Genomic DNA, 13,443 nt, shown 5'->3' on the forward strand with positions numbered 1-13,443 from the left:
CAGAAGAAAGGCTCATTTACGGATGAGCCTGGTATAGGTGGCTTCCAGATGCATGGCTGTTCTTGCCCAACTGAAATGTGCCCTTGCGCTGTCTCGGCCAGCCTTCCCTAACATCTCGGCAAAAGTGGGATTGCTTGCAAGTTTGTACAGGTAAGAGGTGAAACGTTGGGGACGCTTATAAGCAGTGACAAGGTATCCATTGATACCTGATTCAATAATCTCACGAATACCTCCGTTATCCGATGCAATGACGGGTAATCCTGAAGCCATCGCCTCAACATTAACCAGGCCAAAAGCTTCATGTTCTTGAGACGGACAGACCAGACAATCGACTGCCCGATACAACTGATCGATATGCTCATGGTTTATCTGACCACGGAAGGAAACATGGACTTTTTGTTTTTGGGCAAGTTCACGAAGTTTACGCATGTAATACGGAGGTCCTTTGCCTGCAACAACCAGTTGAACAGGCATCTGTTGCTGAAGGAGGGCAGTCGCACGAATTAATACGTCTACACCTTTTCCAGGGATCAGCCTGCCGACATACAGAATAGAGAATGGTTTAGTTACTCCAAATTGTGTACGCAGATGAATCTGTTCTTCGCTGGATTCAACAGGTCTGAAGCGGCTTAGATCTGCACCCAATGGAATAACACTCATCCGGTGTTTTACCAACGGAAATCTGCGGCCTAACCTTTGTCTGAGGGATTTGCTATTGACGGCAATCCAATCAGCTTTTTTCATTAATGTGAGTTTGGAAGGTCCGGGCTGAGCAAATGTTAACGAGTGAAGATAGAGTACAACGGGAGTGTGTGGAAAAGCTCGTTTGATGGTAGCCATACTTCGTGGCCTGTTATCCACTTGAATTACATCGTAGGGTTGTTTGGATAACAGACGTATAACTGCTTTGGTGTACATGACAGGACTCGATGCAGGGACACGTTGGATGGTGATCCCGTCGATCTGTTCTGTGGCGGCGAGACCTTGCATTTGACGACTTATAATGGTCACCTGATGGCGATGGGCTAGTTCACGAGCGATGCCCAGGATACAGATTTCCACGGAACCATTACCGGGCAAAGGCAATTTCTCGGGTGCAACCATAGCTATTTTCATGATCAGGCTCCTCCTTGTCCGACATCTGTAACAATCTTCGTCATATATCTTATGAGAAGTTAATGCATTTGGCTCCTGCGAAATGGTAGATGAACCACCCATATAAGTATGCAGGAAAAATCTGCTGCATGGCATTAAGCGAGATATTCAGCTTTTGTGATATACTGTAACGGAACAATTGAATTCGTTACATGTATAAAAGCAGGAGGAAAATAATGTTACATTCTACGCTGGGGCGCTTCCGGCTGATGTTGTGGTTGCAGGGCATTTCGTACGTGTTGCTACTGTTTGTTGCTTTTCCGTTGAGAGATGCCGGGGTTATGCCGCAGGCTGTCACATGGTTTGGGAATCTGTACGGTTTTTTGTTTTTAATGTATTTGTTATTTATGGTGACTATGTACACCTCACAGAAATGGCGTCTGCGCCGTCCAATTGCTCTGTTCTTTGTTTCTTTCATTCCACTGGGGAATATGATCTACGATGTTGTCGTATTCCGTAAGCTGTATCGTCAACTAAATAAAGCTTGACTTTATTTAACGTTATGAAATATGATGAGTACAGGTTAAACAACCCGTTCCAACTAAAACTACATATTCCTGTTAAAGGGGAGTAGCTTTTACAGTAAAGTCGTCAATTCGGGATCATATCCCCGGCTTTATTGGCAGCAATTTTGTTGTTAGCGAGACCTTTACCAAGTTTTCATGCTCGGTAAAGGTCTCTTTTTGTGGATATAAAAGGACCTTACCAGTGATGGTAAAGGTCCTTTTTTTTGTACATCATAAGAATATTAAGGAGGAGTCAATGTTGGATGTTTCATTATTATTAGAATATGGGTGGGTGCTTGCTGTCTTAGTGGTCCTTGAAGGATTACTCGCAGCAGATAATGCATTGGTACTCGCAATCATGGTTAAACACTTGCCTGAAGATAAGCGCAAAAAAGCGTTGTTCTATGGTTTGATGGGTGCATTTGTTTTCCGTTTAGGTTCGTTGTTCCTGATCTCTTTCCTCGTCGATGTATGGCAGGTGCAAGCGATCGGTGCCTTGTATCTCCTGTACATTTCGATTAACCACATCGTTAAAAAGATACTGGGTAGTCGCAATAAGACAGATGAAGCAGCTGATTCAACGCCTAAGAAACCGAAAAAACAATCCGGTTTCTGGATGACCGTTTTCAAGGTCGAAGTAGCGGATATCGCATTTGCAGTTGATTCCATTCTGGCTGCTGTTGCTTTGGCCGTGGCGTTGCCACCAAGTGGATTGCCTGCAATCGGCGGACTCGACGGTGGACAGTTTATCGTTATCTTCCTCGGTGGATTCATCGGGCTTGTGATCATGCGTTTTGCAGCCTCATACTTTGTGAAATTGCTTCATTCCCGTCCAGGACTTGAAGTTGCGGCCTTTGTCATCGTAGGTTGGGTAGGGGTTAAGCTAGCAGTTATTACACTCGCGCACCCTTCATTGGGTGTTCTGGATGAGCATTTCCCCGAAAATAAAATTTGGAAATTCGGATTCTATATTGTACTGATCACCATTGCGGTATGTGGTTGGTTCCTGTCTTCCAAAGTTCCTGAAAAAGAAGACGAAAATCCGGTTGAAGAGTTGGAAAAACAAGCAGGACTGTAATAATCATGTTACGCTAACAACATCATTATTATTTGGAAAACAGGAGATTGTCCTAGGACAATCTCCTGTTTTTGTTTACATATGCAATATGCAACAGGGTCCAATTTCCAAGAAAAGGGTTGACACATGAATTCTAGTCCCCTTAATATAAGACTAACATTAACGAAGGGAGGCCGAGAGACATGATGCTTGGTTATGATTTGATTCAAACAGGGCGCAACGTAGACACAATAGCATATCCGGCTCATCGTTTCATTGGCCTCATACGGTCGACATAGGGGATAGGCATATCGTTTAGCGGTTTTTATAATCGATATGCGTTCTTCGCTTATATTATAGCGATGGATGACAGACACACAGCATGTTTATGCTGCTCTGTTCTCCGTTATTGTCATTCAGTAGAAGTCATGGGCGATTAGCCTATGGCTTTTTTTATATTTATTTTACAGATGAATCAGCAAACCGAATTTGCTGAACGTACAGGAAGGAATAATACACTTTTATGAATACAGAATTTAATTTATTTACTAATCCAAATGAAATCGCAGGTGGCTACCGGCATGAAGTAAAATTGCCTGCAGGCGACCTAACCGTATATGCGGCGCAACAGCTTTTCTCCTCGCTCGATTACAAGGTATTCGAGATGGCCAACAATAATCTGCAGATTCCGGGAATCTCTTATATGAGTTACACGCCAGACGTACACGTCGGTGTAGGTACATGCATTGGAACGACAGCCGTGTGGGATGCGCAGAGCGGATACGTTTCTCCCTCCATCGTGGGCAGTGACATCGGCTGTGGCATGCGAGTGCATATGACAAACTTGCACAAGGACGAATTGAAAGACATCAAGCTTCGCCGCAAACTCGTCAAGGCCATTAAGAAAGTATTGCCGATGGAGGCGAACCAGCGAGGTCATTACTCGGATATAAGACTGGAGCATATTGTTCGTAAAGGACTGCATGGTTTACCCAAAAAGTATGTTCCGGACAGCTATACACCGAAAAAATCAACCGCGTTGACACATGTGGAAAGCAGTAAGTTCAGTTACGATGAGGACGTGTTAAACCACGTTCCTGATATGACGTGGCATCGTTCGCATCGTCAGCTCGGAACACTGGGTGGGGGAAATCATTTTGCCGAGATCCAGGCGATTGAGATCGCTGAAGAGAATCGTGAAATCGCTGAAGCTTGGGGATTGTATGATGGACAGGTCGTGGTCATGATTCATTCCGGCTCTCGTGCATGGGGTGGTTATGTAAGTCAGACGAGCTCGTCAGCGATTGCCAAAGTCATGCAGCGGCTTAACCTGGGTACATCCGATCCCAGACTGGTATTTGCTCCACTGGAGCATACGGAAGGTCGTCATTATGTGAACATGATGTATTCTGCATTGAATTACGCTGTTGTCAATCGGCACCTGATTGCGTATGCTATTCGCGAAGCATTCCGGGATGTGTTTGGCTCCAAATGTGAATTCCGTACGTTATACGATCTGATGCACAACTATGCCTGGGAGGAATCCCATGCAGACCAAGATTCCGTTTTTGTGCATCGCAAAGGGGCGACACGTGCATTGCGGGCAGGTCACGCGGACAATCCAAAGCCTTATCTGGCAACAGGACATCCGGCGCTTATTCCGGGGTCCATGGGAACTGCTTCATATATCATGGTAGGTCAGCCGCAGGGTGCTGATAATTATTATTCAATATGTCACGGTGCGGGTCGCATCCGTTCACGGACGGCAACAAAACGATTGATTAGCGTGGAAGATTTTGCTAAGGCACTGGGTGTGGGTACAGAAGATGAGATCGTGGTAAACCAACGCTCACTTGAATCCATTATTGATGAATCACCTCAGGCTTATAAAAATGTAGATGAAATTATAGACAGTGTTACCGGCGCAGGCCTGGCTCAAGTTGTAGCCAAATGCAAACCGCTTGTAGCGGTAAAGGGAGCGAAATAATGACAATAAACGAAAAACAAACAGATCCAACCCAGGCGATCTATACCTATGACGAACAACATGATACCCGAATTCGAGTGGAAGGGTACGCCATCTATTCAAGGCTGATTCGTGGAATCAGTGAGGCGCTCCATAAGCGCTATGGAGTTGAGTACAAGCTGTATGCCAGTTCTGACCCGAACAATGAATATTGGGAGTTACTCCGGGAAGACTTGCAAAATGGCAGTGACGAAGTGGAATTGGTAGCCCGTATATTCGAGGATTTGGAGCTTCAGACGTTGCACTACGACGATGATGGAGATATACCCACTTATGGTGTGCATTACTCCATTCGCAATAACGTATTTGCTTATCCGAAATGGGGCGTAGCACTTGTCCGGGTTCCATTTTTCCGAGAGAACGGGATCTACAGTGAAGACTTTGTCTTTGCCGTCGGTGATGAGGAGATGAAGCAATTTCTGGGAAGTGTACGGGAGCGGGAACGTCAGCAAAATATGAAAAAAGTAACGGTGTATACCGATGCCCGGAATGGCAGCGATCGCCATGTGGAATCGATCACTCGCTCCGTGGGACGAGAGGATGTTGTTCTCTCGCCACAGATCAAGCAGGATATTTTCCGCTCGCTGGATCAGTTTTTCGAAGCGGATCGTTCTTTTTACAGAGATTATGATATCCCGTACAAACGGGGCATTTTATTGTATGGGCATCCGGGGAATGGTAAGACCACGTTGGTAAAATCCATTGCGGGAAGTATTCCGGGACCGGCTGCGTATTGGCAGATTACGGAGTATACCAACAGTGAATCGGTGCGTGAAGTGTTCGAGGCTGCCAAGCGGTTGGCACCGATGGTACTGATCATTGAGGACATCGATTCGATGCCGGATGAAGTCCGTTCCTTTTTTCTGAATACACTGGATGGAGCTACGTCCAAAGAAGGCATTTTCCTGATTGGGACAACGAATTATCCTGAGAAAATAGACCCTGGCCTCATGAACCGTGCTGGACGGTTTGACCGGGCTTACGAAATTCCGTTGCCAGATGAAGCGCTCCGCTTGCAATACTTGCGCCAACGAGGCTTCACCGTATTCGCGGGTGAAGAAGGCACGATAGAAGCAGCTCGTTTGACCGACACGTTTTCTCTTGCACAGCTAGGTGAGTTGTATGTGAGCGCTGCGCTGGAATGGCATCAGAATGGACAGACAGACATTGTGAAAGTCATTCAGTCGATGCGTGGCGAGCTGGATAAGAGCCACAAACATACTTGGCTGGCACAGCCAGGTAAGGGCCGTGCAGGCTTTTATTGATCAGATCTAACCCATCCATCCTATAATATGACGCAATTTTATAAATAATCCTACCTCAATTGGTGATACTAACCTTGTCTGCTCTAACATACAATGACTTTCGGGAGGTACATAACGCAGCCCTGAGCTGGTGAGATGCCGGAAAGTAACGCGATCTGTTTCCATACCTGACTAAGGCTTGTTTTGCAGAGAAAGATGCATGGGGACAAAAGGTAATATGCAAAAAAAATTTATGCCAATTGTTTAAATGCTTCTGTAGCGGTTAATAGTAGACAGACAACAACAAAAACTTTAATTAGAGGTGAATGATATGGGTTGGTTATGGTCATTAATTATCGGTGGTATCATTGGTTGGTTGGCAGGTTTGATCGTTGGTCGTGACATTCCAGGTGGTGTTATTGGTAACATCATTGCGGGTTTCATCGGTGGATGGTTAGGTGGAGTAATCTTGGGCGATATGGGTCCTGAGATGGGCGGATTCTACATTGTACCTGCATTGATTGGTGCGATCGTTCTTGTAGCCATCGTAAGCTTGATCTTCCGTTCGATGGGACGTAGTCGCGGGTAACTTAATCAAGATAATTTCTTGAATTAGTTGTCAGCTAAATGTTTTACCAATGAAGAGGTTGATTGAGAGCCATAACCATGGCTTTCAATCAACCTCTTGTTGTTTTAAAATATATAAAGATATGCGTAATAGCTATCTATATAAATTGGACTAAACATTTACACGAGAACGTAGAGGACAGAAATAACCTGAAGAAGCGGAGCGTTCGCCTTTATCACCAGATTTTCTCCTTGTAAAGCCAAATATAAAAGATCTGGGGATAACAGCGATCAGAAGGTTGTTCTGTCATCGGAGTGGTAAGTGTAGAAGGTAGTTTAGATAAGAGGGGATGAACGGAATGGAAAAAGCTACATTCGCCGGCGGATGTTTCTGGTGTATGGTTACACCGTTTGAAGAACAACCGGGCATTCATGGGATTATATCGGGTTATGCCGGCGGTCACGTCGAGAATCCAACATATGAGCAGGTCAAAACCGGGGAGACCGGTCATGTCGAAGTGGTTGAGATTACATTTGATCCAGATGTATTCCCTTATGAACGACTGCTGGAGCTATACTGGCCGCAGATTGATCCCACGGATGACGGAGGTCAGTTCCAGGATCGGGGGACACAGTACCGTACGGCAATCTTTGTGCATAATGAACGTCAACGTGAGCTTGCTGAACAGTCCAAACAGGAACTGGCAGCCAGCGGACGATTCACTCAACCGATTGTTACGGAAATTCGGGATGCCGTCGTGTTCTATCCGGCTGAAGACTATCATCAGGATTACCACAAGAAAAACGAGAAACATTATAAGGAAGACCGTGCGTTATCCGGACGGGACGAATTTATCGAGCAGAACTGGAAATAATGCATCAGATCACATGAAAAGCCGGGCGAGTTCCAGTTGGAACTCGCCCGGCTTTTTGGCTGTATGGAGGCTGAAATCAGCCATAACGGTTATCTGATTGTTCCCACCAATATTTCTACGTCAATGGTAATCTTCGACAAGGAAGTTTGAATGCTCACCAGGGATGATCCCGACCGATGCCAGGAAAGTGGTGTCATATGAACGAGTGAATCCAGCATGTTTGCGGTGACGGGGAGCGTGTAGGTCAGCGGAATGCTGGCGATGAGATGATGATGTTTGCGGAATCGGTCCAGCGTAAGTTCCCGGCCGTCTGCTCGATCAGGTCGATTCAGGAACAGCATTTCTCTTAGTTCAATTAAATATCGTTCACGGGGGATGACTTTGATGATCCATCCCCCATCCTTCAGAATTCGTCCAAACTCTTCATAGTTGGAAGGAGAAAATATATTCAGGATGATGTCCAGCTGACCTTCTGCAAACGGACTGCATGCCAGATCGCCGACAAACCAAATTTGCTGGTTGTAGGCAGAGGAAGCCATGGCAATGCCTTCTTTGGCAATGTCGATGCCCCAGCCAACGGCTGGAGTATTCTGCGTAACCTGCTGCAGAAATGTTCCCTCTCCTGTGCCTGCATCCAGAATATGCACGGGATAGCTGATGTCAACCGAATAACGTGAGATCCACCTGCGTAGTACTTCGGTCAAAGGAGCATAAATACCGGTTTCCGATAAGATATTCCTTTTGGCAGTAAATAAACGTTTGTCATAGTTGCCCTTGAAAAAACGTGTCATGAAATTGATATAGCCTTGTCTTGCAAAATCAAAGCTATGCCTGGACACACATTGAATGCTCCCTGAGTTAATGGTTGCCATAGGGCTATGACAGATGGGACAGTTCAACATATGGATGTATGGATTAATAAGCGCAGCGCTACGTTCTCTGCGATGGACTGACATGGAATAACACCCCATTCATTCAGATTTGGATAACTGAAGAAAAGGGCATAACAAATAAACCTCTGCACGAAATTCAAAAAAAGAGGTTTATGGCTATGCCCCAAGTTATCTATATCGAATGAACTGAATAATCATAGGAAGGTTAAGCTCCTTTTGCCTATCAAGATTAGGGTGAAGCAAGAGAACGTTACTAGTATAACAGGATGAGAAGAAATGACAAGTGAGGGGAGCCAGGCGAATTTGAAATAAAAGAGCGCCCTGTCAACCGTTTAGACGGTCATACAGAAGCGCTCTGTTCATTATTTTGCAGCAGCCTTTAATACATATTTGGACAATGTCTCATCGTTCATGGAATAGATGACATCATCCACATAGGTTGAAACACCTTCTAATGAAGGAACCGAGGCACTGGTAGTGTAGATATGCACGTCTTCCAGCGTCTGTGGATCAAGAATGTATCCTGTTTTGGCAAAATCAAGCTGATACTGACCATCCTGTGTCTGGTCGACATGCATCAATGCAGGCTGTGCGTCCTTGAACGTACGCTCAGTCACTTTGCCTTTCATCGTGTACAGTTCCAGCTTCTGCCCTGTAAAGACTGTATAACCGTTGCCAGCCGTCTGAATGTAGGCATCACCAGCAATGGCACGTCCCCAAGCAAGCTTGCCATCGATGCCAAAGCCCATCAGTCGGTTACCGGTTTTCTCAAAATTGGCACGCATAATGATGGAACCATCGTCGAGAATGGCCAGTGATTCACCGCCTCCATCCCCTAATGTATTCGCATTGGCTGGGAATTGGTAAAAGGACAGACGATTCAACGTACGATCATAGATCTCCACTTTGGGATTCGCAGCTTGCTGCCAGAAGTTGCCTACCTTGGTTTGTTTACTGGCATCCACTACAATTCGACCATGATCAGCCTTAAGCACGTTGCCGTTGATGGTCTTTTCGGTAATCAGCGTGCCCTTTTTGTCATATAACGAGATGGCGGAGCGAACCGAACCATTCGATTGTACGCCCTGACTTGAAGCAACCATCAGCGTATCGTTATCCAATAGGGATATGCTTGCAGGTGAATTCACCGTTTTGATCCAGTTGGTTTTACCGGATGTATTGAATGAGTACAATTTTTTGGTTTTGTCTGAATATTCCATATACACATAAGCTGTACCGTTGCTGGCATATACCGAATCAGAGTAGGTGGTATAAGGACCACTTTTCTCATGGAATATCGTATTCCACTTCAATTGTCCAGTTGTAGCATCGAATGCTTGGAGAGAGTCCAGTTGCCAGTCGAGTGTTGTTTTGCTGCTTGTTTTGGTCACGGGCTGGGAGGCATGTACATATACAAGATTTTTGGATGGCACGGCATGGATTCCCTTGATCAGGACATCTTTCTCTGTATTAGCCTCAGATAACATCAGGGAAGATGACGTCCACGCCGGTTTGGGCATGGATTCGGTTGAAGCAGCGGCGTAACCTGTTGTATTCATGGTGAAGAGGAGCATGCCGCTGAGAATGAGGGCAGCCCATGTTTTGGACTTGTGTTTGGTCAATGTATGCAAGTGATAAACCACCTTTCTTCTTCGGTTCAAAAAGAACCGATTGTTGAATTTTACCATTAAAGTCAAGCTGAATTCAACCGAACGAACTGTAACCTTTTATCATTGGTTTATCGAAATAACCATGTTTGGGGAAGTCTAACGGTTACAGGGAATTCATTTTCTTTCGATGAAGGTGGAAGTCTGATATATTTAGTGCGGTGACAAGCCATATCAGCGTAAGACGTTGGATAGAACATAGGAAATGAAACAAGGAGAATAGCTATGAACTGGAGTGAAAATGTGACCCTATGGGTCATTGGATGTATCATCATATTGTTGCTGCTGGCCTGGATTATTCGGCGAGTTATCGGGCGCGGGCAGCGGATCCGAAGTGAAGCCAATCCTCGCAAAATCACAATAAAGGACATCGACAAGATGGAGGATGGTTCGGAATTTGAATTATATCTCTATCATTTATTCGAAGAGCTCGGGTACGATGAGGTGCATAAGACAACGAGCAGCCGGGATTTTGGGGCAGATCTGGTGTTTGTTGATAGACTCGGCAGACGAAGTGTGATACAAGCAAAGCGATATGGTGCGAACCATCCCGTAGGATTGAGTGCAGTGCAGGAGATATATACATCCATGCGTTATTATGAAGCCGACCGGTCAATTGTATTAACGTCCGCTCGTTACACCGAAGCCTGTCGGACGCTTGCAGCGGTTAATGGAGTGAAACTGCTAGACCGGGAAGACCTGATGGAATTAATCCTGTTATTCAAAGCCAGAAGAGTGGAAGAAGCATTGGAACTGATCGAAGAAGATGATCACGAACCAATCGAGACGTGGCAGTCCCGGCGAAAGCGGCAATCCCGCTAGGTTGCATTGTGCTACTGTGCTTTAATGTAGATTTTTTAAATATAATCGAAAGTAGTAATGTAGTCAGGATTAACGTTTTAAACCGTGGAGGCTCCCTCAAAAAAAATGGATGATGCGACAGATGCAGATTTTAAAACAATTATAACCAATCGCTAGGTAAATATAGGCGACTGGTTATTTTTCTGGATAGATATTTAGAGCTCCGTTTGTTCATCTGTTGGTTGTAGCATTCCGAATATTTGATTCTCCCCCCCTGGTATCGACAATGTTCACCTCAAGACCGTGACATTTAAAATTGTGGTTAGGATTTTTCCTAACCTCATCTTTTTGAAGTTCATACATAGCTAATTTATAATTTATTTCTTCCATATGTTTCAAACTTTCTTCGATTTTCTTTTGTAATTCAATTTTATGTTTCTTTAACATTTCCTCTCTTTCTAAATAGGTGGAGTTCCCCATCTCATAAGATTCCTTGTAGTCTTTAATTTTAGAAATTGGCATTCCTGTTTCTTTGAGACAAAGAATAAAAGAAATCCAATCGATTTGTTGTTCGGTATAAACTCTATTCCCTTTTTCGTCGCGTGAAATATTCGGTAATATCCCTTGCTCTTCATAAAATCGAAGTGTCTTTGCAGTTATATTATAATTCTCCACCACATATTTCATTGAAAAAAACATCTGATCGCCTCCATAGTTACAGTTACTGTAACTGTTATTTTATCAAAATAGAAAATTATTAAAAGTAAATCCTTTTAAATTACGTATCAAATCCCTGCTTTACTTCCCCTTAGGTTAACCTGATATTCTTGAGTAGAACTTGTGGTTGAGATGGATGAGATAGGGTTACCTTCATCTGTTCCATAAATAAGTACTTAGAAATCAAAATACAAAGGAGAACGTACAATGAGTAAATTTAATAACTTGTTTGAACCCTTTATATTCAATAAAGGGATTACCTTAAAGAATAGAGTGGTTATGTCTCCGATGACGACATGGTCAAGTAATGATGATTACACGATTTCCGATGAGGAAGTTGCATATTATAAAAAAAGAGTGAATGGTGTAGGTTTAGTTATCACGGGCTGTACTCATGTCCTACCCAATGGGATTGGATTTACACATGAATTCGCCGCATATAATGATTCATTTATCCCTAGTCTAAAAAAATTGGCAGATGCTGCTAAGAGTGGAGGAGCTCCAGCAATTCTTCAATTGTTCCATGCTGGAGATAAAGCGATTGCTGAATTAGTTCCTAATGGTGACGTGGTAAGTCCGAGCGGTGTTGCTCTGACTGAAGCAGTATCCCCTAGAGAACTCAAGCATGAAGAAATTCTGGAAATTATACATGCGTTCGGTGAAGCTACAAGACGTGCAATTGAAGCTGGTTTTGACGGTGTTGAACTCCATGGAGCCCACGGTTTTTTACTTCAAAGCTTTTTATCTCCATTCTTCAACAAACGTCAAGACCAATGGGGGGGATCACTGGAAAAACGTCTGAGTTTTCCAATAGCTGTTATTCGAGAGGTGAAAAAAGCTATTGAGAGATATTCGACAAAACCATTTATTTTAGGTTACCGCATTTCCCCAGAGGAACATCAACAAGATGCCCTTAGAATGAAAGATACTTACGCACTGATTGATAAACTGATTGAAGAAAATGTTGATTATGTTCATGGTTCCTTGGTACAAGCCCTTACATCAAAACCAAAATATAACCAAGATAACAAAAAAACGTATCTTGAGCTGATTGTTGAACATGCCAACAATCGGATTTTTGTAATTGCAGCGGGTTCCTTGGAAAGCCCAGAGGATGTCTCTGAAAGCATGGAGAAAGGACTCTCTTTAGCGGTAATTGGACGTGTATTAATCTCCGATCCAGAGTGGGTTGAAAAAGTTCAACAAGGAAGGGAGGCGGAAATCCAAAACGTGATTAAATCATCTAACGTTAGAGATCTTGTGTTGCCAGCGAAACTATGGGGTGTCATACAAAATGCAGGTCCATGGTTTAAAGTTGAACAATAAAGAAGATGAAAGATCAAAAAAGGACGCTAATAATAGCGGCCTTTTTTGATTTCAAGAACTTTTGTATTAATTATATTGCAACAGGTTTTATTCACTCTTCTTGAGGAAAATGGGCAATTTACGTTGCAGTTTCCCTTTGCCATAGCCATAGCTTAAATAATTATAATTTGGATGACATGGTTTACTTATCCTCTTCAACAAAAAAGCTTCACCTTCACTTGCATAGCTGCACATGATATATTGAGTGTATATCAACCAAAGGAGTGTGTGATCCATTATGGCACGTACACAAACACAAAAAGCATTACGCAAAGCAGAGCGGTCAGGCAAGTGGTGCTCGGAACAGAGCCGAAGAGTTAACGGAGATTATGGTGCGTTATCCCAGCATGTACGGCTCATGCCTACGAAGCAGGAAAAATTGCAAAAGGTCAAACACAAGAAGCAGATCATCCAGGATGGTGGTGCTTCTTTTTATTTTGTCTATGAGGAACGGATTGCTGGATAAGTAAGAAGGTAGATTCTTTCTTTGGTTGGAAAGTAATCATGTGGACTGTTAGAATCAATCTTATAAATTGGCTATAAATTCTGTACATATAATGAAGGGGAGAA

The 13,443-nt window shown here is 43.8% G+C and carries 13 protein-coding genes; 9 read left to right on the top strand and 4 right to left on the bottom strand.

Annotated features, from left to right (window positions below):
• Positions 1-12: 12 nt before the first annotated feature.
• Positions 13-1,116 carry a glycosyltransferase family 4 protein gene (locus QF049_RS30440; protein ID WP_150364636.1) on the bottom strand — a complete coding sequence of 368 codons (1,104 nt, stop codon included), beginning with the start codon at positions 1,114-1,116 and terminating at the stop codon, positions 13-15.
• A gap of 215 nt (positions 1,117-1,331) precedes the next feature.
• On the opposite strand from QF049_RS30440, the gene QF049_RS30445 reads away from it, so the two are divergent.
• The 6 genes from QF049_RS30445 to msrA all read left to right on the top strand — a co-directional run bounded on the left by QF049_RS30445 (position 1,332) and on the right by msrA (position 7,430).
• Complete coding sequence (locus tag QF049_RS30445; protein ID WP_036617062.1) at positions 1,332-1,643, top strand: DUF3817 domain-containing protein; 312 nt, start codon at positions 1,332-1,334, stop codon at positions 1,641-1,643.
• A gap of 274 nt (positions 1,644-1,917) precedes the next feature.
• On the top strand, positions 1,918-2,739 hold the full coding sequence (locus QF049_RS30450; protein WP_083657153.1) for a TerC family protein: 822 nt from the start codon (positions 1,918-1,920) through the stop codon (positions 2,737-2,739).
• A 502-nt stretch (positions 2,740-3,241) separates the two neighbouring features.
• Complete coding sequence (locus QF049_RS30455; protein ID WP_307542750.1) at positions 3,242-4,705, top strand: RtcB family protein; 1,464 nt, start codon at positions 3,242-3,244, stop codon at positions 4,703-4,705.
• Positions 4,705-6,009: an AAA family ATPase gene (locus tag QF049_RS30460; protein ID WP_307542752.1), complete on the top strand. Its 1,305-nt coding sequence runs from the start codon at positions 4,705-4,707 to the stop codon at positions 6,007-6,009. The genes QF049_RS30455 and QF049_RS30460 overlap by 1 nt, the downstream gene beginning before the upstream one ends.
• Before the next feature lie 310 nt (positions 6,010-6,319).
• Positions 6,320-6,577, top strand: coding sequence for a GlsB/YeaQ/YmgE family stress response membrane protein (locus QF049_RS30465; RefSeq protein WP_017686880.1), 258 nt, complete (start codon positions 6,320-6,322; stop codon positions 6,575-6,577).
• Positions 6,578-6,914: 337 nt separating this feature from the next.
• On the top strand, positions 6,915-7,430 hold the full coding sequence (msrA, locus tag QF049_RS30470; RefSeq protein WP_124115665.1) for a peptide-methionine (S)-S-oxide reductase MsrA: 516 nt from the start codon (positions 6,915-6,917) through the stop codon (positions 7,428-7,430).
• Between the two features lie 89 nt (positions 7,431-7,519).
• Here msrA and QF049_RS30475 read toward each other — a convergent pair whose 3' ends face one another.
• Together QF049_RS30475 and QF049_RS30480 are read right to left on the bottom strand one after the other, a co-directional pair.
• Positions 7,520-8,401 (bottom strand): putative RNA methyltransferase, encoded by an 882-nt coding sequence (locus tag QF049_RS30475; protein ID WP_373428323.1) that lies wholly within the window; start codon positions 8,399-8,401, stop codon positions 7,520-7,522.
• A 284-nt stretch (positions 8,402-8,685) separates the two neighbouring features.
• Complete coding sequence (locus tag QF049_RS30480; protein WP_307542756.1) at positions 8,686-9,945, bottom strand: hypothetical protein; 1,260 nt, start codon at positions 9,943-9,945, stop codon at positions 8,686-8,688.
• 270 nt (positions 9,946-10,215) lie between these two features.
• On the opposite strand from QF049_RS30480, the gene QF049_RS30485 reads away from it, so the two are divergent.
• The gene (locus tag QF049_RS30485; RefSeq protein ID WP_036617077.1) at positions 10,216-10,812 is read left to right on the top strand and encodes a restriction endonuclease; all 597 of its coding nucleotides are present in this window, start codon (positions 10,216-10,218) and stop codon (positions 10,810-10,812) included.
• Between the two features lie 210 nt (positions 10,813-11,022).
• Here QF049_RS30485 and QF049_RS30490 read toward each other — a convergent pair whose 3' ends face one another.
• On the bottom strand, positions 11,023-11,490 hold the full coding sequence (locus QF049_RS30490; protein ID WP_307542759.1) for a MerR family transcriptional regulator: 468 nt from the start codon (positions 11,488-11,490) through the stop codon (positions 11,023-11,025).
• A 225-nt stretch (positions 11,491-11,715) separates the two neighbouring features.
• Here QF049_RS30490 and QF049_RS30495 point away from each other — a divergent pair, with 225 nt between their 5' ends.
• Both QF049_RS30495 and QF049_RS30500 read left to right on the top strand, forming a co-directional pair.
• On the top strand, positions 11,716-12,834 hold the full coding sequence (locus QF049_RS30495; RefSeq protein ID WP_105601763.1) for an NADH-dependent flavin oxidoreductase: 1,119 nt from the start codon (positions 11,716-11,718) through the stop codon (positions 12,832-12,834).
• Positions 12,835-13,111: 277 nt separating this feature from the next.
• A complete protein-coding gene (locus QF049_RS30500; protein ID WP_124115668.1) occupies positions 13,112-13,339 on the top strand; it encodes a hypothetical protein in 228 nt (75 codons plus the stop codon).
• The last annotated feature ends 104 nt before the right edge of the window (positions 13,340-13,443 follow it).

The sequence above is a fragment of the Paenibacillus sp. W4I10 genome (assembly GCF_030816325.1).
In the GTDB taxonomy this organism is placed as follows: Bacteria; Bacillota; Bacilli; order Paenibacillales; family Paenibacillaceae; genus Paenibacillus; species Paenibacillus amylolyticus_B.